This window comes from Staphylococcus aureus (genome assembly GCF_001027105.1).
In the GTDB taxonomy this organism is placed as follows: Bacteria; Bacillota; Bacilli; order Staphylococcales; family Staphylococcaceae; genus Staphylococcus; species Staphylococcus aureus.
This window is the reverse complement of record NZ_CP011526.1, coordinates 2,365,634-2,388,006: the sequence shown is the minus strand read 5'-3', so window position 1 is coordinate 2,388,006 and position 22,373 is coordinate 2,365,634. Positions and strand designations below refer to the sequence as shown.

The window sequence follows — 22,373 nt, the reverse complement described above, 5'->3', positions numbered from 1 at the left end:
AACTGGTGAAGCAGTTTAGTGCCTTCAATTTTAATTATTTGAGGTAAACAGTTTTTGTATGGAAATTAGTGATTTTTGACATCTATAAAAGATAAATATTTTAATTTTTTATAGATAATTATCAATTTTCTGATATAATTGAGTGATGTCAGATGAAGGGGAGTTTGTACTATGGCTCTATTCAAGAGAAAAATTAGCCTACCTATGCAAGTTGTTATTGCATTAGTGTTAGGTGTTGTCGTAGGACTTTTATTATATGGACAAGAAAACGTAGCAAATTACATTAAACCATTTGGTGACGTATTTTTAAATTTAATTAAAATGATCGTTATACCAGTTGTATTTTGCTCACTAGCGCTTTCTATTTCGAACGTTGGGGAATCGAAAACTGTAGGGCGTTATGGCTGGAAAACAATTTTATACTTTGAAATTATTACAACAATCGCAATAGGTTTAGGGATTATCTTCGGTAACCTATTTAAACCAGGTGCTGGATTAGACCCAACAAAATTACCTAAAGGTGATATTTCTAAATATCAATCAACTGCACATGCAGCAGAACAATCTACATATGGAAATCATTTTATTGATACCATTGTACATATTATTCCGACAAACTTTTTTGAAGCTTTAAATAAGGGTGAATTATTACCTATTATCTTCTTCGCAGTATTCTTTGGATTAGGATTAGCTGCTGTAGGTAAAAAAGCAGAACCAGTTAAAGAATTTTTAAGCGGATCGCTTGAAGCTGTGTTCTGGATGATTAATAAAATTTTAAAATTAGCACCACTTGGAGTGTTTGCATTCATTTGTACTACAATTATTACATTTGGTGCATCCGCATTATTACCACTATTAAAATTAGTATTAGTTGTTGTCTTTGCAATGGTGTTCTTTGTATTCGCTATACTAGGACTAGTTGCATGGATGTGTGGTATTAATATCATGAATATTATTAGAATCTTGAAAAGTGAATTGCTTTTAGCATTTTCTACATCAAGTTCGGAAGCTGTACTTCCTGTAATGATGAAGAAAATGGAAAACTTCGGTTCTCCAAAAGAAATTACTTCTTTTGTTATACCAATTGGTTATACGTTTAACTTAGATGGATCAGCACTTTATCAATCTATTGCAGCATTATTCGTTGCACAGATGTATGGAATGCACTTAACATTATCAGAGCAAATTGTGTTGATGTTAACATTAATGATTACGTCTAAAGGTATGGCGGCAGTACCAGGAACTTCAATCGTTGTTTTATTAACAACATTAGGTGCCATGGGCTTACCGGCACAAGGTTTAGCATTAATTATTGGTGTTGACCGTATCTTAGATATGGTACGTACATGTGTAAACGTTATTGGTAATGCATTATCAACAATCGTTATAGCTAAATGGGAAAACGTATATGACAAAGCAAAAGGTCAAGAATATTTAAAATCAATTTAAAAAATACTATCTGACATTTAAAGCCCCTTACAACCTTTGGTTGTTAGGGGCTTTTATGCATGCGCTAAAGCGCAGGCGAACGGAAGCGTAGTGACCTCAGGTTGTTAGGGACTTTTATGCATGCGCTAAAGCGCAGGCGAACCGAAGCGTAGTGACCTCAGGTTGTTAGGGGCTTTTATGCATGCGCTAAAGCGCAGGCGAACCGGAGCGCAGTGACCTCAGGTTGTTAGGGGCTTTTATGCATGCGCAAAGCGCAGGCGAACGGCAAGTGGAGCTATTCAATATGAAAGTATTTCAAATATAAAAAGCAGCAGTAAAATGATTCCAAATTGGAAATCAACTTACCGCTGCTTTTACTCGTATATACCTTGATGGCAACTAAAATTTGTAATTTAAATTACAATTAGTGTTTCATGTGCATTTTGCCCATGTCATGAATTTTCATCATTAAACCATGTGGTACATCGTCATGGTCAACTTTTTTAACTTTAACAATTTTATCTGAATCTGCTAATTTATAAACAATTACAAAATCACCTTTTTTAACTTTAACATCTGAATCTGAAGGTAATTTAACATTTTTTTCAATACTTTCATCTTTTTCACTAATCATTTTTTCAATAGTAGTATTATCTTTCATAATTCCATAGTATGTATCTTTCTTTCCGCCAGTCATCATCATGATTACTAATACAATACATACAATTAACATGATGGCGATTAAACTAATACCAAGACCAAAACCTTTTTTCTTTTTCATGGTTCATCAATCTCCTTAAATGTAGTTAATTCTGTTATACCTAAAAGTGCAACAGTTTGCAAATGCAGTATTTATATTACATAAAATTAATTTAAAAAGACACACCCTAATCACGTTAAATGTGAATAAAGTGTGTCTAAAAAACAATACATTGCAAATTGAATTGTAAACATATTAAACACTTTAATTATAGCGAGTTATTTTAAGTATTTAACATTGTTATATCTAGAATTCATAAAAGTTATTTCCTATATACACTTTGTGTTATAAATCGATTTTGATAGGTGTATCTAATGATTTATCATTCATTAGCTTAATGGATTGCGGAACTACTCTTAAAACACATAACTCTGGGTCTTCTTTTGAACTGAAAAAGCTTTTGTCTTGTGTTTCCCATAGCCAATCAATCACTTCTTGTTCTGTAACGATTTCGATTGTCGCTTCCATCTCAACGAAACTACGATTAGTTGTGTCGTTATAGCCTAACAAAACATATGCTGCTGGATTATCTTTAATTTCTTTGACCTTAGCAGAATGGATATTCGTTTTAGTATATAAAGTAAGACCATCATTATAAAAGACCATATATCTACTATTAGGTTTATTATTATATGCAGTTGATAATACACCAACTTTTGACGTTACTAACACGTTTTCAATTGCTTGAATTGCTTGTGAGTTACTCATTACAAATCATCTCCTTATGATATAAATAGCCTTTAACGTAAGAAACTAAACACAAGAGGACTGTTAGTATTTAGCTTGGTTTAAAGCAAATATATTTAACCTCGTCGTGATTTAACTTGAGTTCAAATGTACGACCAGTTTCTTCTTGAACTGCAAGCTCCGTTTTAGGGTAATTCGTTTTGTCTAATTCATCTAAAATTTCTTTTTCTATATAAACAAGTTGATCGCTTATTGGAAGCAAATGTTGAATTGAACCATGTTCATGATTCAATGTTTTAATAATCATCAAAGAGTCTTGAGGTAATTCATTATGGAAAATGAAATCTTGTTTTACGTCTGACATATATCGATCATTAATTTTATTGAATAATAAGAAATGGTAGTTATTATCTTTACGACTCAATACATAATTATTTGTAATTTCAATATCTTCATTAACAAAAGGTCTAAACATTTTATATAAATGCATTAATGGTAGGGGGCTACCATATTTGTTGTACAAGGAAATATAATTTGAATGGTCATCTAATAATTGATAGCTAATGCCACCGCCATATCGTAATAATGCGATTAAGTGATACACTATGTCAGATAATTGAATTGGATTCTTACCATCATTAGTATATTTAAATCCGCTTACAGACAGGTTATTATATACAAATTGTGTTGATGATATACCTGAATCTAAAATAAATTTCTTATACTGTTCAAAATGAGTGTCAGTTTGATGATAGTGTTGGTTTTTAGTGATAAGATGTGTTGCAGTTTTTGAATTTTCAATATCAATAAAGTAATAATGGAATTTAAGACGCTGCATGACATCATAAACTTGTTCCACGGTTGAATAAGTTTCTAAAAAGCCATCGACTGTCACACTATATTTAATTTCTTTATTTTTGTTTTTAATTTTAAGATGACATAAATGAATTTCTTCTGCTGTCATAGAATTAGAGCAAAATACGAGCATAAATTTAACTAATTTCTTGCTTGTCTTATAGTCTTGATTGCCTTGTAAAAATGTTAGTATTAATTGCTTCATCGTTTCGAATTGTTGTGTTGATTTAATAGCGATTGCTAAACCTATATTTTTTTCGAAAAGCTTTTCAAAACATCTATTTAACAGGTTGTAATTCGTTTGGCTAATCTCAATATCGTGAATATCGTCAATGAAAACGACAGGTTTTGGTAAGTGCTCAAAGTTAATATCGTAATATTCATTGAAAATAAATTGAAATAGTTCATTGAAATTACTAAATCGAACAAATACTTTGGCACGCTGACTTCGATCTTTCGGATTAAAATCATCTATATGAATATCTGTTGTATTTGTAGCCAGTTGAGCTGTTAAATCAATTGTTGAAATTAACTCAGTGAATTGTGATACGTTATCTTGTTGGAAGTGTATTTGTGGTGGTTCAGTAATCTTGGAAACGAGTGAACGGAACTGTTTAGGACTAAAATGCAAGTAATTCTTAAATTGATTTGCAAAATTTGTATGACTGTTAAAACCGGCCAATTCAGAAACAGTTGTAATAGAATGTTTTGTAGAAAGTAATAAATTGATGGCGTTAACAAGTTTAATACTTGTAAAATAATCTTTAAAATTCATACTCAAATATCGAACAAAAAGATTAGAACAATATGATTCAGAGATGTTGCAATGCATCGCTATATCTTTTAAAGACAAGTGCGCATCAATATTGTCATGAATATAGTTTACACAGTCTATGAACACCGGATTGCTTAAAGCAATATTTGGTAAATATTCATGATCTATTCTTATAAAAGCTTCTTTAAGTAAAGTGTCTATAATACTTTGACCTATATTTTTCCCCATTAAAGAAGAACTTGTTGGTGTACTGATTAAATCGGCAATTAATGACTTAATATAATTACTTGATTGTAATAAATGACGATCTAAATAACCATTAAAGAAATCATCATCTTGTTGATAAAAATAAAAAACGGGTATCATTAATTCGATTATATTTTCGCCGTGGTTAATATTATAAATATCACCATGGTTAATTAAGATAATATAATTACTTACGTCTTTGGTTTCACCATTAATCGTAATATTGAGTTTACTTGTAAGTGAAAATAGCACCATAATATTATTAATATTACGACTTGGTATTGTCGATAATGTATGATGTATTTTAAGTTGGCATGTCATATTTCTCTCTCCTGCCTAATATATATTGAAATCTATCATTTAAATGTAAAACATGGAAATTTTTAAAATCATGGATAGTATACCTATTATAGTTGAATATTTTTGAAAAGGTAATAGTGAAAAATAAAAGAAATTAATGAAAACTCCTAGGAAAACGCTTGTTTTTATGCATTGCGCACAATATAAAAGTAAAATTAGAAAGATAGTAAGCAAAATTTGGAAATTTTCGATAGAGTCTAATTAAATTATTTGGTGCATAATTAATATAGATTTCAAACCTATGTATTTCAAAAAACAATACATAGCCATTTTGAACTAACTTGCTAATCTTTTATTGATATTCAACTATGTTATAAAAAAAGCAAATTGACCAAAATGGAAGTTTGAATCAAAAAACATTAAATGTACCCATGACTTAAATTTTATCGCCATTATTTAAGTTTGGACATACACTTTTGTCATCAAACGCTGAAAATTAGTACGATTGAAATCACTTCTTGTTATAAAAATTCTTAGTAGCCCTGTTACAAAATATTCGCTACAAATTATTCAAATCAACAACAATAACCATCAACTAAGAAATTTTAAACAATCTACTAAAAAATAAAGCGTTTAAAAGTTCTGTTTAGAAAACATCAAGATAAGTATAAACATCTAGAAAAGTGAACATCTAAGAAAATCCATCTAGTTATTGCCGTAACAATTAGAATAATCATTTGAAAAAGTGCATTAGACAACGAAATTCACCATCAAGATAATGAAGCAACAAGAAACAGCACACATCAATGAATTAACACCTTAGATTCATCATGAGAAAATGCATGGCACAACTAGATTTACCATCAAGATAATTCTTAAGCAGCGAAGAATTAACATCTAGAAATGCATAAACATCTTAGATTTTACATCAAGAGATGCGATAACTATAAACAACTAGAAACGTCACCAAGATAGTGCAACAACAAAGAATCAGCATCTTGAAATCGCACTAACATCTAAGAATCAACATCAAGTATTATATTAACATCATAGATAACTTCATCAAGACAGGCATCCACATCTAAGAAACTCATCTAGAATAGCTAACACCTAACATCAAAGAATATTCATCAAGAACAGTATCTAACAGAACTTTTTGACTATATATGAATTAATTATGTTACTAGCTAAATCATCTATTATTAACTTTCACACTCAATTTCTACATCTAATATCAATTTATTAACAATAGAATTAGCAGCAACAAGATATTACTTAAAATTACTCCCCCGAATTTAAAATATAAACAATGTAATAATTAAGGGTATAAATTGATTTATGCTGTAACTAATTAAATGTGTATGGTATCTTCTAACATCATGAAACGCATTTTAATATAGATATGTACATTTAAACCTTGAGAGATAGATTATAGTAAACTTTAGTACAAAGTATGAATTGCTGAACTCCAATGACTACTATTTGTCCGTTACAACTAAAGTTTCAATCTATCTCTTTCTTTTTGTGTTTAAAACACGACTTTGTAGTAAATATTGAACATCATATTTATTAGCAAGTTCTGCTAAAAAATCTAATAAAGTTTGGGTGTCGATTTTACCATTAATAAAATCAGCTTTAAGTAGTTTTGATTGTTGTCTTTCTTCTTCATTCGCACATTTTTTTAAATATCCCCACATATGATCAAAAGCATTACATACACTTCCTATACTCGGTTCAATTAACAAAGCAACATCAATCATTTGTTGAACTTGATGAAGTGATAAATCCGTTTTTAAAGCATTCCTTATCATTTGGTAAGACTGTTGACTGTGTAACAATACATGATATTTTTCCTCACGCCAAAGCTGTTCGATATAGCCACGTTCTTTCATAAAATTACCTCCGATAATTAATGTTAATATACATGCATGTAGTATAGCAATAAAAATGAATGCGCTATCAAAAATGGTGTAGGTGTTTATATAAAATGATAATAGAGTGTTGCAAATATTTTTGGAACCGGTTACAATAAAGTGGAATAAATGGAACCGGTTCTAATTAGGAGGCTAAATATATGAATTATAAGCAATCCGCAGAAGAAATTTTGAACGCGATAGGCGGAGAAGAGAATTTAGATGCAATGGCGCATTGTGCAACGAGACTACGATTAGTTTTAAATGATGAAAGTTTAGTAAATGAAGAGGCGCTAAACAATATGGATGTAGTTAAAGGGACGTTTTCTACTGGGGGACAATACCAAATTATTATTGGGTCTGGTACAGTCAATAAAGTATTTAGTGAACTGGAAAAATTAACTGGAAAAGAAGCATCAACCACTTCGGAAGTCAAAGCACAATCTGCTAAAAATATGAATCCGTTACAGCGATTTGTAAAAATGCTTTCAGATATCTTTGTTCCGATTATACCAGCCATCGTTGCTGGTGGTTTATTAATGGGGTTAAATAACATTTTGACTGCGAAAGATTTATTCTTTTCAGGTAAATCATTGATAGATGTATATAGTCAATTTGCTGGATTAGCTGAAATGATAAATGTTTTTGCGAATGCACCATTTACATTATTACCAATTTTAATTGGATTTAGTGCAGCAAAACGCTTTGGTGGCAATCCATTTTTAGGTGCTGCATTAGGTATGATACTAGTTCATCCATCGCTAATGAGCGCATACGATTTCCCAAAAGCAGTTGAAGCAGGTAAGGCTATTCCATATTGGGATGTTTTTGGTTTGCATATTAATCAAGTAGGTTATCAAGGACAAGTGTTACCTATGCTTGTAGCAGCTTATATCTTAGCCTCAATTGAAAAAGGGTTACGCAAAGTTATTCCAACGGTGTTAGATAATTTGTTAACACCATTGTTATCTATTTTTATAACAGCATTTCTAACATTTTCATTTGTAGGTCCAATCACTCGACAATTAGGTTACTGGTTATCAGATGGTTTAACATGGCTTTATGAATTTGGTGGTGCAATTGGTGGATTAATATTCGGATTATTGTATGCTCCGATTGTTATTACAGGTATGCATCATAGCTTTATAGCTGTAGAAACGACATTAATTGCAGATGCCACTAAAACGGGTGGATCATTTATATTCCCGATTGCGACAATGTCTAATGTTGCACAAGGTGGTGCAGCAATTGCAGCGTTCTTTATTATTAAACAAAATAAGAAGTTAAAAGGTGTGGCATCTGCCGCAGGTATTTCAGCATTACTTGGTATTACAGAACCGGCTATGTTTGGTGTTAACTTAAAACTAAGATATCCATTTATTGGCGCTATCGTTGGATCAGGTATTGGTTCAGCATATATTGCTTTCTTCAAGGTTAAAGCAATCGCATTAGGAACTGCTGGATTGCCAGGATTTATTTCAATCAATCCAGTACATGCAGGATGGTTACACTACTTTGTTGGTATGACAATATCATTCATCATTGCTATAACAGTTACTTTAATTTTATCTAAAAGAAAAGCAAATAAAGAAGTTGTAGAATAAAAAAAGAGGTATGACAGTAATCAAAGTATCAGTCATTGCAAATGCAATAGGATGAAACTTTAAGCTGTCATACCTTTTAATTTAGTTATAATTTCTGTTTACGCCATAAGAAAATACTAACAATTACGACAAGAATTAATGAAATACCTACCACAATAATCCAAGATATATAACTATGGTCATCAATTGGCAACGGCACATTCATACCGAAGAAACTAAATACGAGTGTTGGTAACGTTAATAGTACCGTGAAAAGTGTTAATGTCTTCATAATCGTATTCATATCATTAGATAATAAGGAAGCGTATGATGTTGTGATACTTTCTAAGATACGTTGATGTAATTCTGTTGTTTCGATGGCTTGGTTATTTTCAATGATTAAATCTTCTAGTAATTCTTCATCTTCTTCAAAACGTTTAATTGCAGGTAAACGGAATAACTTTTTAATAATTGTATCGTTACCTTTTAAGGCAGCTAAAAAGTATACTAAACTTTTTTCAACTTCCATTAATTTGAAAAGTTGTTTGTTAGTAATGTTATTTTTTAGTTCTTTCTCAATACGAATTCTACTTTTATTAAGTAATCGTAAGTTACGATTATAATGGTCGGCAATAGTAGTTAAAATTTCTAATGCAAATCTGCTGTGAAATTTTAAATTAATATCACGCTTAGGTAAATTTTCTAAAAATTCATTTTCAGCGTCACAAACTGTTACGATAATACCGTTGCCAATAATAATGCCTAATGGAATCGTTACAAAAGATAGAACGCTACGATTAGTTGAATTGACGATAGGTAAATCAATAATGATTAATGAGTAACCAGTATCTTCGTCATATTCAATACGGGAACTTTCTTCTGAGTCCAAAGGGTCACGTATAAAGTCTTCAGGTATATTATATTGTTCCATAAGATTTTCAATTTCTTCTCGGTCTGGTTCTACTACATTAATCCATGACGCTGTATGATCTAATGGTGTTTTTATAATATGTTTATCTATATCTTCAGAATGTCTGAATGAAGTAATCATGATATATAGTTCCTTTCTAAAGGATTTAGGAAAAGCGAGTATTACTTAAGTTAGTGAATCAAGGTTTGATTTATGCAAACGGTTTTCTGCCATTATTCTTAATGGACCATTAAAAATAATATTATGCACATGTTTAGCTAATTCATCAACTGAAATGGGCTGTTTGTCCATTACCCAGTATTTAATAATTGAAATTGTTGCTCCGGAAACGTAACTGTAAAAATACATCTCTGGAACGCCTCCGATAGAATGATTGATACTAATGTAACGTTGCATATTATTTTTAATATGTTCGTTGATTTTCAATTCTAATTGACTCGTGCGTTCCAATTGTAAAATAGTATGATAAAACTCTAAATTATCATGAATATGTTGGAAAATATTTTTGAGTATATTATTTACAAAAGTATTCGCAATGTCTTCAATTGAAGAACCGCGTAACAAATCAAATTGAGTATATGTCGTTAGTTCTGAAATATACTCATCTTCCATATCTGCGAGTAACATATATTTATCCTCGTAATGTAAGTAAAATGTCCCTCTATTGATATCAGCGCGTGTTGTTATGTCGCGAATGGTAATCTTTTCTAAATCTTTTTCTTGTAGTAATTTAGTGAACGCTTGTTTAATGGAGGACTTTGTCTTTCTAATTCGCCTATCTTCTTTCAAAAATAAATCAACCTCCTTGTGTTATTGAACAATGTGGGTGTATTTGTCTATTAATGAACGTATTGATGAACATTGTGTATTGTTTATTCCCACTTACATATTATAATAGACAACATGCGAAATATTCAACACATTGTCTAATAAGGAGGTAATTAATAAAATGAATATATTTAAAAATAAATTATTATGGATTGCACCAATAGCAACTATGATTATCTTGGTAATCTTTTCTTTAGCTTTTTATCCTGCATATAATCCTAAACCAAAAGATTTACCAATTGGTATATTAAACGAGGATAAAGGTACAACGATTCAAGATAAAAATGTTAACATTGGTAAAAAATTAGAGGATAAATTATTAGATAGTGATTCTAATAAAATTAAATGGGTTAAGGTTGATAGTGAAAAAGACCTTGAAAAAGATTTGAAAGATCAAAAAATCTTTGGAGTAGCTATTATTGATAAAGACTTTTCAAAAGATGCTATGAGTAAAACACAAAAAGTAGTTATGGATAGTAAAAAAGAAGAAATGCAACAAAAAGTTGCTTCAGGTGAAATTCCGCCACAAGTGGTTCAACAAATGAAACAAAAAATGGGGAATCAACAAGTAGAGGTTAAGCAGGCTAAATTTAAAACGATTGTAAGTGAAGGATCAAGCTTACAAGGTTCACAAATTGCATCAGCTGTGTTAACTGGTATGGGTGATAATATTAATGCTCAAATTACGAAGCAAAGTTTGGAAACATTAACGAGTCAAAATGTTAAAGTCAATGCCGCGGACATCAATGGTTTGACGAATCCAGTAAAAGTGGATAATGAAAAACTTAATAAAGTTAAAGATCACCAAGCAGGTGGTAATGCACCATTCCTAATGTTTATGCCAATTTGGATAGGTTCAATCGTAACGTCTATCTTATTGTTCTTTGCATTTAGAACTAGTAACAATATCGTCGTGCAACATCGTATCATTGCTTCAATTGGACAGATGATATTTGCAGTTGTTGCAGCATTTGCAGGTAGCTTTGTTTATATTTATTTCATGCAAGGCGTTCAAAGATTTGATTTTGACCATCCAAATCGTATCGCAATTTTTGTAGCATTTGCGATTCTTGGTTTCGTGGGCCTTATTTTAGGTGTTATGGTATGGCTAGGTATGAAGTCAGTTCCAATTTTCTTCATTTTAATGTTCTTTAGTATGCAACTTGTAACGTTACCTAAACAAATGTTGCCTGAAAGTTATCAAAAATATGTATATGATTGGAATCCATTCACACACTATGCAACAAGTGTAAGAGAACTATTATACTTGAATCATCATATTGAATTAAATAGTACAATGTGGATGTTTATAGGGTTTATGATTTTTGGCGCTGTATCAAGTTTAGTTTCAGCTATTGTTAGAAAACATAGCACAAAACGTACTGAAGTGCCGTCATAATTTAATAAATAGAAATAATAGCTATACAAGACGTTTGTAGCGAGCGTCATGGTATAGCTATTTTATTTGTATAGCGCTTGATGTAAAGTTATTTTAGCTGTCATACTATGTGCTAAACCAAATTCAGTTGTGTCATATCTTCGCTTTTTTGTCACTGTTATAATAGGTATAATCGGATATAATGAAAAGGTGAGGGAGGATTCAAAATGCGTAGGTTATTATATTCATTTCTTTTTTATATGATCATAGGTTTATTTAGTGGCTTTTTCTATAGAGAGCTAACAAAAGCATATGATTTTACTGGTACAACACAATTATCACTTGTACACACACATACACTTATTTTAGGTATGTTTATGTTTTTAATATTATTACCATTGGAGAAGTTATTTAAATTATCAAGTTACTACTTATTTAACTGGTTCTTCTATGTATATAACATAGGTGTTATCGTTACTATAGGTATGATGGTGACAAAAGGATTCTTCCAAGTCACTGGTAAATCATACTCTCCAGAAGCATTTGCAGGCTTTGCAGGTATTGGGCACACAGGTATGCTTGCAGGTTTATTGTTGCTATTTTTCCTTTTAAGACAAGCAATTCTTAAAGAACCACGTGATGAGTCTTTTAAAAAATAATATAACTAGAACTAAAAAATATACACATCTTTCAAAGGAACATTGTTGTTTCTTACTTTGAAAGGTGTGTTTTTATATTGTGATGGGATAGTTATTGATAATTCATGGCTAACTATGCGATTTATTTTAACAATATAAATATTAATAGTATAATGGCTTTAAATGATAATAATTATCAATTTGAGCACGTTAATGAAAGAAATGAATATAGAGAGTCATAGGAGGCACATAATGAAAGATGTTACAATCATTGGTGGCGGTCCGTCTGGTTTGTATGCAAGCTTTTATGCTGGATTGCGAGATATGTCTGTAAGATTGATAGATGTTCAATCTGAATTAGGGGGTAAGATGAGAATTTACCCTGAAAAAATTATTTGGGATATTGGCGGCATTGCGCCAAAACCTTGTCATGAAATTTTAAAAGATACAATTAAGCAAGGATTATATTTTAAACCGGAAGTTCATTTGAATGAACGTGTGGTAGATATTAGGAAAAAGGCAGAACGTCATTTCGAAGTTGAAACAGAAGCGGGAGAAATATATACATCGAAAGCAGTTATCATTGCAATTGGTGCGGGTATTATTAATCCAAAACAATTAGATGTTAAAGGTGTAGAGAGATATCAATTAACTAATTTACATTATGTTGTACAAAGTTACAGACGTTTCAAAGATAAAGATGTATTAATATCAGGTGGAGGAAATACAGCATTAGATTGGGCGCATGATATTGCCAAGATTGCTAAAAGCGTGACAGTTGTTTATCGAAAAGAAGATGTAAGTGGTCATGAAGCGATGAAAACGTTGGTGACAGATTTAAATGTGAAACTATGCCCAAAAACACGTATTAAATACTTGGTCGGCAATGATGATGAAACGCATATAAGTGAAGTTGTTTTGGAACATGTTGAAAGTGGCGATAGGCATACAGTTAAATTTGACGATGTCATTATTAGTCATGGGTTTGATCGTTGTAATACATTATTGAGTGAAACATCTTCAAAGCTAGATATGCATGATGATTGTCGTGTTAAAGGATTTGGTAATACGACAACTAGTATACCTGGTATCTATGCGTGTGGAGATATTGTTTATCATGATGCAAAATCACATCTAATTGCAAGTGCATTTAGTGATGGTGCAAATGCAGCGAACCTTGCTAAAACATATATCCAACCAGATGCGAATGCAGAGGGTTATGTTTCAAGTCATCATGAAGTGTTTAAAGAAGCGAATAAGACTATTGTAAATAAACATTTATACTAGGTTGATATATTGTGTGATGAAAAGTGGGGTAAATAATGGTTAAAGTGACATATGATATTCCGACTTGCGAGGATTATTGCGCATTAAGGATTAACGCAGGTATGAGTCCAAAGACGCGCGAAGCAGCTGAAAAAGGATTACCTAATGCCTTATTTACAGTAACCTTGTATGATAAAGATCGGTTAATTGGTATGGGTAGAGTGATTGGCGATGGCGGAACTGTTTTTCAAATTGTTGATATTGCAGTTTTGAAAAGTTACCAAGGTCAAGGTTACGGCAGTCTAATTATGGAGCATATTATGCAATATATTAAAGGTGTGGCTGTTGAGAGTACATACGTTAGTCTGATTGCAGACTACCCAGCGGATAAATTATATACAAAATTTGGATTTATACCTACCGAACCAGATTCAGGCGGTATGTATATCAAATACTAAATTAAAAAAGACATCTCGCATAACGGGATGTCTTTTTCATGAATACTATTTATCTACACCGAAATCGATAACAATGCGCCCTTTATTTTCATGTTTAATTACTTTGTTAAGTTGTTCTGGAAGTTCATCAAATGTAATAACTTGCTTGATCTCATGTAAATTTTCAGGCATTAAATCTTTTGCGAGACGACGCCAAACGCGCTGTCTTAATTTCATAGCAGTAAATACCGAGTCAATTCCTAAAATGTTTACACCTCTTAAAATGTGAGGGAATACAGAATTAGTATAAGTATTACCGGCAGTCATACCAATAACTGCAATTGACCCACTATGATTTAAACGCTTTGTAACATAATTAATACCTTCGCCACCAACAGGGTCTACACAAGCTTGCCAAGTTGATGATGCGAGTGGCTTTTTATGATCATCTTCAACAGGAAGTCGATCGATAACTTCTTTGGCACCAAGTTCAAGTAATTGATCGCTAACATCTTGTTTACCTGTACTTGCGATAACTTTATAACCAAGTTCATTAAGCATGAGTACTGCTAAAGTACCGACACCACCTGAAGCACCGCGAACGAGTACAGGACCATCTTCAATATTCATTCCAACTTTTTCAAGTCTTTCAATTGCTAAACCGGCAGTATAACCAGCTGTGCCATATATCATTGATTCTTCTAATGTTAAAGTATCAGGAAGCTTGATAATCCATTCTGATTTTACACGCGCATATTCACTAAAACCGCCATAATGGCTGACACCTAGGTCATAACTCGTTACAATTACTTGTTCTCCTTTTTCAAAGCCTGGTGCTTCGGATTCAACAATTGTTCCAGCTAAATCTATTCCTGGAATCATAGGATACGATTTTACGACTGCATTATGATCTTGAGTCGCTAAAGCATCTTTATAATTTATACCAGAGTAATGTACTTTAATCAGCACATCTCCTTTAGGTAAATCAGTAGGCGATAATTGTTTGAAAGTTGGTGTCACTTTACCACTCTCATCTTTATCAATTACAAACGCTTTAAATGTTTCTATCACAACGATACATCCTCTCTTTTTCTCTTTTGAAAATACGGCCATTTTACTGGAATAAATGTATCATTTATTGATGTTACACACAATCAATACAATTTGTAATTGATTTGTGTTAATGTATTTTTAAATAGTTTTGGCTGAAAAATAACATAAGTAATATTTTGATTCGATCACTGTTTATTGGAGGATTTATATGGCTGGGATAATCAAAGAAATTTCAGAACAAAATGCTAGTGAATTAGTTGAATTAGCAACTAGAACATTTTATGACACGTTTGGTTCTTACTATGATGACAAAGATTTTGATCAATTTTTTAAAGACAATTATACTGTAGAGAAATTTACACAAGAGATTAACCATGTAGATTCATTTCATTATTTTTATCAAGAAGATGGTGCGAATGTTGGTTATATAAAGATGAATATTAATAGTGCTCAAACTGAAGAAATGGGGGAGACCTATTTAGAAGTGCAGCGCATATATTTTTTGAAAGACTTTCAAGGTGGCGGAAGAGGTTCACAATTGATAGAATTGGCCGAAAAAATTGCTCAAGAACATAATAAACATAAAATTTGGCTAGGAGTTTGGGAGCATAATCCTCGTGCTCAAGCATTTTATAAACGTCATGGATTTAAAGTGGTTGGTGAACATCATTTTCAAACAGGTGATGTAACGGATACAGATTTAATTATGGAAAAAGAGTTATAATGATTGTTTTTGCAGCAGATAAAATGAAATCATAGTAATAAATATTGTGTATACCTTGAAATGCTAAATGCGTAATGAATTGTTAAAGTAAAATAATTAAATTTATAGAAAACATAAAATTCACAAAAATTAAATAATAATGAACAAAAATTAGGGTATAATAAAAAGAACCTTAGATTGTAGTTATGGATATTGTGATAATTCAGATCATATTAATGTTGACGTCTTTGGTAACAAGCCATGAAAAGATACACATGGTAGATATGTATTTCAAGATTATTCAATGAATATCGAATTATAGGAGGAGATATGTATGAAAAGATTAGTTACAGGGTTACTAGCATTATCATTATTTTTAGCTGCATGTGGTCAAGATAGTGACCAACAAAAAGACGGTAATAAAGAAAAAGATGATAAAGCGAAAACTGAACAACAAGATAAAAAAACAAATGATTCATCTAAAGATAAGAAAGATAATAAAGATGATAGTAAAGACGTAAACAAAGATAATAAAGATAATAGTGCAAACGATAACCAGCAACAATCTAATTCAAATGCAACAAACAATGACCAAAACCAAACAAATAATAACCAATCAAGTAATAACCAAGCGAATAATAATCAAAAATCAAGTTACGTTGCACCATATTATGGACAAAATGCCGCGCCGGTTGCACGTCAAATTTATCCGTTTAATGGAAATAAAAATCAAGCTTTACAGCAATTGCCAAATTTCCAAACAGCTTTAAATGCGGCTAATAATGAAGCAAATAAATTTGGTAGTAATAATAAAGTGTATAATGATTATTCTATTGAAGAACATAATGGCAACTATAAGTATGTGTTTAGTTTTAAAGACCCAAATGCAAATGGAAAATATTCAATTGTAACGGTTGATTATACTGGACAAGCAATGGTTACTGATCCAAACTACCAACAATAATGTTAATATAACTATGATGCAAGTTAAAAAATAAAACGGTAAACTCTATAATATGAATTAGGGTTTACCGTTTTTTGCGTATTTTAAAGTATCAAAGTTTACGTTTTATAGTACTTTTAAACCTCATTCACAGCCACTGAGAAATTTAAACACTATTGATTAGATGTCATCTTAGACAATATAAGTTGTGAAATAGATTCTAATGGTTGTTCTTTATGTTGTATTTGTGGATATTTAATCACTGGTATTGCCTGGGAAATTAAATTATTAATTAATAATTGTCGGTCTGTATACCAAATTTTTGATAGATGACGCCAAATATCTTCGTTAACACCTTGAGACTCAATGTATTGACTGTGATTTGGAGTGTATAATGCTACTGTTTTGTCTATAGCCATCGCATCAAATATTATATTTGAGTAATCAGTGATAACGACATCAGACATTAGAATTAAGTCTTGAGCACTAAGATACTTTGGTGCAACAAGCGCCTCTTCTGGTAAGATCGCTTCATCAACACCCTGAACCACAACATGATAGGCTTTGAATAAAGCATCTGATAGTGGTAATTGTTGCGCACTCACTAATCCAATAGGTGCGTATAATAAAACTGGTTTTTGATCATTTATTTTAAACGATTTCTTATACTGTTGTTGAGTAGTACTTTCGTTACTCTTTTGTAGTAAATATTGGTGTTTAGGATTACCATAAGCCAATACATTTGCTTGGTGACTAGGAAAAGCCGTTTGATAAAAGTGGCTAATATCATCAGCAGAATGTATAACATAATCGAATTGCAACCAGCGATTATACCTTTTAGCACGATAAAAAGGTGTTTCTATATTTTTAATAGGCTCTTTACTATCTAAAAATAATTGCATTATTGGTGTGCCTTGATGTAATTGAATTAAAGTACCGTTTGGTTGTAACGTTTCAGGTATATCATTTTCAACTATAACTACGCGTGCGCTGTTAATCAATTCGTCAGCTTTTTCAGACTTAGGTGATATGAAATGTGGTCCGCGACGATCGTCAGTAACAAAATAACAGGCAGTCATTGGATTATGTTTAACGAAGTAAGTAAATAAATATTTTGAATTACCTATATATTGATGATGATCACCGATAAAAACGATGTGATCTTTTAAAACGTTTGGTTGCTTCGTATACAGGCCGAAGTTTTGTAATTGTTTGTTATCAGCACGTTGCTTTGCTATTTTATATAACCATTTAGGTAGCATAAACTTGGTAGAATACAACCAATTATCTGGCGAATTAAGTTGTTCTGAATCCTCGATAAAAAGGTTGCGAAAAGGTATAGGATGATGATCAATATAAGCCATTTTATTCAAATAAAACTGAGACATCATATCAAAATCTTCAATAGTTTTAATAGTTTCCCATATTGAAGCACTTGTTGCTATAGGGGCTTTAAAATCAAAAACGACATGACCATCGATTGATAAATCACCTTTCAGAAGTGTCAATAAAGCTAAATCGAAAATCGTTTCTACAGAGTAATAATGTATTAAATCAAGAGTCTGTTGAATCGCATATATCAGGTTAGGATAATAATTATTGTTTTGAGCCCAATCGGCAATGTTGATCGATGATTGACCGAAATAGTGACAATCATTTTTGTATTGTCCATCCACAGTATAATCAACCACGATAGACTTAGGATATAATTGAACCGCATCTAACATCGATTGATAAATCATTATCTCATTGGCATATGGAACGACATGTGTATAACCTTCAGACTGAGCTTTCATTAATTGAGATTCAAACTTTTGCATATTAGAAACATTTATCTGTTTAATCATTGCTATAACTTCCATTCCTCATCGTAGTATCTTCCTTATTTTAGCACGGTCTTATGTAAAATTCATGAATAGTATAAGTTACTTCATTACATTAAGTACAATTCATTTTGATGAACAGATTTAAAATGAAAAATAAAACAATTAAATAGGAAAGTGATATTGTTAATAGTCTGAAAAAATGGTATATTTTAATTGTGAAAAAAATCACATTAATCTCACTGTTCTGTAAAATGTTATCGATAACAAAATGCTATAGCCAGAGCATGATTTTAATGAAGCAATTACACTACTACTTTATGGAAAGAAGAGTCAGCCTATGTTAGTAAATACGTTTAACCCATTTGATAATTTATTATTATCGTCTTTAATTGCAGCAATACCGATTGTACTGTTTTTACTATGTTTAACTGTTTTTAAAATGAAAGGTATTTATGCAGCTATTACAACACTTGTTGTAACATTACTAATTGCAATACCATTTTTCAAATTGCCAGTTGGTATCGCTTCTGGTGCAGTAGTCGAAGGTTTCTTCCAAGGTATCATTCCGATTGGCTATATCGTTATGATGGCAGTATTGTTATACAAAATTACTGTTGAATCTGGACAATTTTTAACAATTCAAGATAGTATTACAAATATTTCACAAGACCAACGTATTCAAGTTTTACTTATTGGATTTGCATTCAACGCATTTTTAGAAGGTGCAGCAGGATTTGGTGTACCAATTGCAATTTGTGCACTTTTATTAACACAATTAGGATTTAATCCATTAAAAGCTGCGATGTTATGTTTAGTCGCAAATGCAGCGTCTGGTGCTTTTGGTGCGATTGGTATCCCTGTAGGTGTTGTAGAAACGTTGAAATTACCTGGAGATGTTTCAGTATTAGGTGTTTCTCAATCAGCAACTTTAACATTGGCAATCATAAATTTCATTATTCCATTCTTACTTATCTTTATTATTGATGGTTTTAGAGGTGTTAAAGAAACATTACCAGCAATTTTAGTAGTTTCAATCACTTATACACTTACTCAAGGATTATTAACTGTATTCAGTGGACCTGAATTAGCAGATATTATTCCACCGTTATTAACAATGTTAGCATTAGCAGTATTTTCTAAAAAATTCCAACCAAAACACATTTATCGTGTTAATAAAGATGAAGAAATTGAACCTGCAAAAGCACATTCTGCAAAAGCAGTATTACATGCATGGAGCCCATTCATTGTATTAACAGTCATTGTAATGATTTGGAGTGCGCCATTCTTTAAAAACTTATTCTTACCAAATGGTGCTTTATCATCATTAGTATTTAAATTCAACTTACCTGGAACAATCAGCGAAGTTACGCATAAACCATTAGTATTGACTTTAAATATTATTGGACAAACAGGTACAGCTATTTTATTAACTATTATTATTACAATTTTAATGTCTAAAAAGGTTAACTTTAAAGATGCAGGTAGATTATTCGGCGTTACATTTAAAGAGTTGTGGTTACCAGTTCTTACAATTTGTTTCATCTTAGCAATTTCTAAAATCACAACTTATGGTGGTTTAAGTGCAGCAATGGGTCAAGGTATTGCTAAAGCAGGTAATGTCTTCCCAGTTCTATCACCAATTTTAGGTTGGATAGGTGTGTTTATGACAGGATCAGTTGTAAATAACAACTCATTATTTGCACCAATTCAAGCTTCTGTTGCACAACAAATTGGAACAAGTGGTTCACTTCTTGTATCTGCTAATACAGTTGGTGGTGTAGCGGCAAAATTGATTTCACCACAATCAATTGCAATTGCAACTGCAGCAGTAAAACAAGTTGGTAAGGAATCAGAATTATTAAAAATGACATTGAAATACAGTGTATGTTTACTAATATTCATCTGTATTTGGACTTTCATCTTGTCATTATTATAAAAAAACGTATTTCAAAATATAAATATACAGAAGGTGAGATGTTTTCTAACATCTCATCTTTTTTTTATGGATCATTAATGAAAGAAGTTTGACATTATAATAATGGTAGCGCTTTATGTTAAAATGAATAGTGAGTAATCAGCAATCAAATTAAATTGGTTGATAGCTGTTAAGGTTTGTGGTTTTGTCTTTGTGCTATCGCACATAAAGTATATAATTAAAGTAGTTTCGTTATTATAAAATATTAATATACATAGTAGATAGTAATAGAGCATCACCATGGGAACCTATTGAGACACTTATTGATTTAAAGTGGTATTAATATGTCGTATTTCTCGAACGTTCCATTATTCATTTTAAAAAGGGGGACTGTATTTGTTATGACAACACAACATAGCAAAACAGATGTCATCTTAATTGGTGGCGGTATTATGAGTGCAACATTAGGAACATTACTTAAAGAATTATCACCTGAGAAAAATATTAAAGTGTTTGAAAAATTAGCACAACCTGGCGAAGAGAGTTCAAATGTATGGAATAATGCCGGTACAGGGCATTCAGCACTTTGCGAGTTGAACTATACAAAAGAAGGTAAGGATGGCACAGTTGATTGTAGTAAAGCAATTAAGATAAATGAGCAGTACCAAATTTCAAAACAGTTTTGGGCATATTTAGTTAAAACAGGACAATTAGATAACCCAGATCGCTTTATTCAAGCGGTGCCACACATGAGTTTTGTCATTGGCGAAGATAATGTAGCTTTTATAAAAAGTCGTGTTGCAACGTTAAAGAAAAGTATTTTATTCGAAAAAATGAAATTATCGCAAGATGAAGAAGAAATGAAATCTTGGGTACCGTTAATGATTGAAGGTCGTAAGTCTGATGAACCAATTGCTTTAACTTATGATGAAACTGGTACAGATGTTAACTTTGGTGCGTTAACTGCAAAGTTATTTGATAATTTAGAGCAACGTGGTGTGGGAATTCAATATAAGCAGAATGTATTAGACATCAAGAAACAGAAATCTGGGGTATGGCTAGTTAAAGTTAAAGATTTAGAAACTAATGAAACGACAACATATGAATCTGATTTTGTATTTATTGGTGCTGGCGGTGCGAGTTTACCATTACTCCAAAAGACTGGGATTAAACAATCAAAACATATTGGTGGTTTCCCGGTAAGTGGATTATTCCTGCGCTGTACAAATCAAGAAGTGATTGATCGTCATCATGCTAAAGTGTACGGAAAAGCAGCAGTGGGTGCGCCACCAATGTCAGTGCCGCACTTAGATACACGTTTTGTAGACGGCAAGCGTTCATTGTTATTTGGTCCATTTGCAGGTTTCTCACCTAAATTTTTAAAAACAGGTTCACATATGGATTTAATTAAATCGGTTAAACCAAATAATATCGTGACGATGTTATCTGCAGGTATCAAAGAAATGAGTCTTACGAAGTATTTAGTGTCACAATTGATGTTATCTAATGATGAGCGTATGGATGATTTAAGAGTCTTTTTCCCAAATGCTAAAAATGAAGATTGGGAAGTGATTACAGCAGGGCAACGTGTCCAAGTAATCAAGGATACTGAGGATTCTAAAGGTAACTTACAATTTGGTACTGAAGTTATTACGTCAGATGATGGCACATTAGCTGCATTACTTGGTGCATCACCTGGTGCGTCAACAGCTGTAGATATTATGTTTGATGTTTTACAGAGATGCTATCGTGATGAATTCAAAGGATGGGAACCAAAGATTAAAGAAATGGTGCCGTCATTTGGTTATCGCTTAACAGATCATGAGGATTTATATCATAAAATTAATGAAGAAGTAACTAAGTATTTACAAGTTAAATAATAAACGAAACGGTAATGTCTTTTTTAAT

General features: G+C 31.7%; 19 protein-coding genes. 11 read left to right on the top strand and 8 right to left on the bottom strand.

Features of this window, described 5'->3' with window-relative positions; genetic code table 11:
• Positions 1–171: 171 nt before the first annotated feature.
• On the top strand, positions 172–1,449 hold the full coding sequence (locus AA076_RS12175; protein ID WP_001173165.1) for a cation:dicarboxylate symporter family transporter: 1,278 nt from the start codon (positions 172–174) through the stop codon (positions 1,447–1,449).
• A gap of 403 nt (positions 1,450–1,852) precedes the next feature.
• Here the strand turns inward: AA076_RS12175 and AA076_RS12170 are convergent, their stop codons facing one another.
• From AA076_RS12170 to AA076_RS12155, 4 genes are all read right to left on the bottom strand, one after another.
• Positions 1,853–2,209 (bottom strand): DUF4889 domain-containing protein, encoded by a 357-nt coding sequence (locus AA076_RS12170; protein ID WP_000727328.1) that lies wholly within the window; start codon positions 2,207–2,209, stop codon positions 1,853–1,855.
• 264 nt (positions 2,210–2,473) lie between these two features.
• Positions 2,474–2,896, bottom strand: coding sequence for a pyridoxamine 5'-phosphate oxidase family protein (locus AA076_RS12165; protein WP_000071911.1), 423 nt, complete (start codon positions 2,894–2,896; stop codon positions 2,474–2,476).
• Positions 2,897–2,966: 70 nt separating this feature from the next.
• The gene (gene rsp, locus AA076_RS12160) at positions 2,967–5,072 is read right to left on the bottom strand and encodes an AraC family transcriptional regulator Rsp (protein ID WP_000128366.1); all 2,106 of its coding nucleotides are present in this window, start codon (positions 5,070–5,072) and stop codon (positions 2,967–2,969) included.
• Positions 5,073–6,559: 1,487 nt separating this feature from the next.
• A complete protein-coding gene (locus AA076_RS12155; protein WP_000664394.1) occupies positions 6,560–6,943 on the bottom strand; it encodes a YbgA family protein in 384 nt (127 codons plus the stop codon).
• A 182-nt stretch (positions 6,944–7,125) separates the two neighbouring features.
• Here AA076_RS12155 and AA076_RS12150 point away from each other — a divergent pair, with 182 nt between their 5' ends.
• Positions 7,126–8,568: a sucrose-specific PTS transporter subunit IIBC gene (locus tag AA076_RS12150; RefSeq protein WP_001108126.1), complete on the top strand. Its 1,443-nt coding sequence runs from the start codon at positions 7,126–7,128 to the stop codon at positions 8,566–8,568.
• A gap of 85 nt (positions 8,569–8,653) precedes the next feature.
• Here the strand turns inward: AA076_RS12150 and AA076_RS12145 are convergent, their stop codons facing one another.
• Both AA076_RS12145 and AA076_RS12140 read right to left on the bottom strand, forming a co-directional pair.
• Complete coding sequence (locus tag AA076_RS12145; RefSeq protein ID WP_000633068.1) at positions 8,654–9,598, bottom strand: magnesium transporter CorA family protein; 945 nt, start codon at positions 9,596–9,598, stop codon at positions 8,654–8,656.
• 45 nt (positions 9,599–9,643) lie between these two features.
• Positions 9,644–10,267, bottom strand: a complete 624-nt coding sequence (locus AA076_RS12140) for a TetR/AcrR family transcriptional regulator (RefSeq protein WP_000656771.1) — start codon at positions 10,265–10,267, stop codon at positions 9,644–9,646.
• A 160-nt stretch (positions 10,268–10,427) separates the two neighbouring features.
• Between AA076_RS12140 and AA076_RS12135 the strand changes: the two genes are divergently transcribed.
• The 5 genes from AA076_RS12135 (at position 10,428) to AA076_RS12110 (ending at position 14,046) form a co-directional block, all read left to right on the top strand.
• On the top strand, positions 10,428–11,705 hold the full coding sequence (locus tag AA076_RS12135) for a YhgE/Pip domain-containing protein (RefSeq protein WP_001020023.1): 1,278 nt from the start codon (positions 10,428–10,430) through the stop codon (positions 11,703–11,705).
• Positions 11,706–11,911: 206 nt separating this feature from the next.
• Positions 11,912–12,343, top strand: coding sequence for a DUF2871 domain-containing protein (locus tag AA076_RS12125; RefSeq protein WP_001253464.1), 432 nt, complete (start codon positions 11,912–11,914; stop codon positions 12,341–12,343).
• Between the two features lie 104 nt (positions 12,344–12,447).
• Positions 12,448–12,564: a hypothetical protein gene (locus AA076_RS15560; RefSeq protein WP_001789934.1), complete on the top strand. Its 117-nt coding sequence runs from the start codon at positions 12,448–12,450 to the stop codon at positions 12,562–12,564.
• 10 nt (positions 12,565–12,574) lie between these two features.
• A complete protein-coding gene (locus AA076_RS12115; RefSeq protein ID WP_000655971.1) occupies positions 12,575–13,609 on the top strand; it encodes an NAD(P)/FAD-dependent oxidoreductase in 1,035 nt (344 codons plus the stop codon).
• A 35-nt stretch (positions 13,610–13,644) separates the two neighbouring features.
• Positions 13,645–14,046 carry a GNAT family N-acetyltransferase gene (locus tag AA076_RS12110; RefSeq protein WP_000241602.1) on the top strand — a complete coding sequence of 134 codons (402 nt, stop codon included), beginning with the start codon at positions 13,645–13,647 and terminating at the stop codon, positions 14,044–14,046.
• A 45-nt stretch (positions 14,047–14,091) separates the two neighbouring features.
• Here AA076_RS12110 and AA076_RS12105 read toward each other — a convergent pair whose 3' ends face one another.
• The gene (locus AA076_RS12105) at positions 14,092–15,096 is read right to left on the bottom strand and encodes an oxidoreductase (RefSeq protein ID WP_000573242.1); all 1,005 of its coding nucleotides are present in this window, start codon (positions 15,094–15,096) and stop codon (positions 14,092–14,094) included.
• A gap of 190 nt (positions 15,097–15,286) precedes the next feature.
• On the opposite strand from AA076_RS12105, the gene AA076_RS12100 reads away from it, so the two are divergent.
• Together AA076_RS12100 and AA076_RS12095 are read left to right on the top strand one after the other, a co-directional pair.
• Entirely contained in the window at positions 15,287–15,802 is a 516-nt protein-coding gene (locus AA076_RS12100; RefSeq protein ID WP_000907311.1) for a GNAT family N-acetyltransferase, read from the top strand.
• A gap of 313 nt (positions 15,803–16,115) precedes the next feature.
• On the top strand, positions 16,116–16,745 hold the full coding sequence (locus AA076_RS12095) for a hypothetical protein (RefSeq protein ID WP_000827000.1): 630 nt from the start codon (positions 16,116–16,118) through the stop codon (positions 16,743–16,745).
• 152 nt (positions 16,746–16,897) lie between these two features.
• Here AA076_RS12095 and AA076_RS12090 read toward each other — a convergent pair whose 3' ends face one another.
• Positions 16,898–18,571, bottom strand: a complete 1,674-nt coding sequence (locus AA076_RS12090; RefSeq protein WP_000595298.1) for a CDP-glycerol glycerophosphotransferase family protein — start codon at positions 18,569–18,571, stop codon at positions 16,898–16,900.
• Between the two features lie 316 nt (positions 18,572–18,887).
• Between AA076_RS12090 and AA076_RS12085 the strand changes: the two genes are divergently transcribed.
• Positions 18,888–20,486 (top strand): L-lactate permease, encoded by a 1,599-nt coding sequence (locus AA076_RS12085; protein ID WP_000960854.1) that lies wholly within the window; start codon positions 18,888–18,890, stop codon positions 20,484–20,486.
• A gap of 380 nt (positions 20,487–20,866) precedes the next feature.
• A complete protein-coding gene (gene mqo / locus AA076_RS12080; protein ID WP_000211359.1) occupies positions 20,867–22,345 on the top strand; it encodes a malate dehydrogenase (quinone) in 1,479 nt (492 codons plus the stop codon).
• Positions 22,346–22,373: the final 28 nt, after the last annotated feature.

Bases quoted from the DNA above. Each gene is read 5' to 3' on its own strand.
- AA076_RS12100 (WP_000907311.1), top strand. From the start codon at position 15,287: ATGGCTGGGATAATCAAAGAAATTTCAGAACAAAATGCTAGTGAATTA.
- rsp (WP_000128366.1), bottom strand. From the start codon at position 5,072: ATGACATGCCAACTTAAAATACATCATACATTATCGACAATACCAAGT.
- AA076_RS12175 (WP_001173165.1), top strand. From the start codon at position 172: ATGGCTCTATTCAAGAGAAAAATTAGCCTACCTATGCAAGTTGTTATT.
- AA076_RS12150 (WP_001108126.1), top strand. From the start codon at position 7,126: ATGAATTATAAGCAATCCGCAGAAGAAATTTTGAACGCGATAGGCGGA.
- AA076_RS12085 (WP_000960854.1), top strand. From the start codon at position 18,888: ATGTTAGTAAATACGTTTAACCCATTTGATAATTTATTATTATCGTCT.
- AA076_RS12135 (WP_001020023.1), top strand. From the start codon at position 10,428: ATGAATATATTTAAAAATAAATTATTATGGATTGCACCAATAGCAACT.
- AA076_RS12095 (WP_000827000.1), top strand. From the start codon at position 16,116: ATGAAAAGATTAGTTACAGGGTTACTAGCATTATCATTATTTTTAGCT.
- AA076_RS12115 (WP_000655971.1), top strand. From the start codon at position 12,575: ATGAAAGATGTTACAATCATTGGTGGCGGTCCGTCTGGTTTGTATGCA.
- AA076_RS12125 (WP_001253464.1), top strand. From the start codon at position 11,912: ATGCGTAGGTTATTATATTCATTTCTTTTTTATATGATCATAGGTTTA.
- AA076_RS12090 (WP_000595298.1), bottom strand. From the start codon at position 18,571: ATGATTAAACAGATAAATGTTTCTAATATGCAAAAGTTTGAATCTCAA.
- AA076_RS12155 (WP_000664394.1), bottom strand. From the start codon at position 6,943: ATGAAAGAACGTGGCTATATCGAACAGCTTTGGCGTGAGGAAAAATAT.
- AA076_RS12165 (WP_000071911.1), bottom strand. From the start codon at position 2,896: ATGAGTAACTCACAAGCAATTCAAGCAATTGAAAACGTGTTAGTAACG.
- AA076_RS12145 (WP_000633068.1), bottom strand. From the start codon at position 9,598: ATGATTACTTCATTCAGACATTCTGAAGATATAGATAAACATATTATA.
- mqo (WP_000211359.1), top strand. From the start codon at position 20,867: ATGACAACACAACATAGCAAAACAGATGTCATCTTAATTGGTGGCGGT.
- AA076_RS12170 (WP_000727328.1), bottom strand. From the start codon at position 2,209: ATGAAAAAGAAAAAAGGTTTTGGTCTTGGTATTAGTTTAATCGCCATC.
- AA076_RS15560 (WP_001789934.1), top strand. From the start codon at position 12,448: ATGGCTAACTATGCGATTTATTTTAACAATATAAATATTAATAGTATA.
- AA076_RS12110 (WP_000241602.1), top strand. From the start codon at position 13,645: ATGGTTAAAGTGACATATGATATTCCGACTTGCGAGGATTATTGCGCA.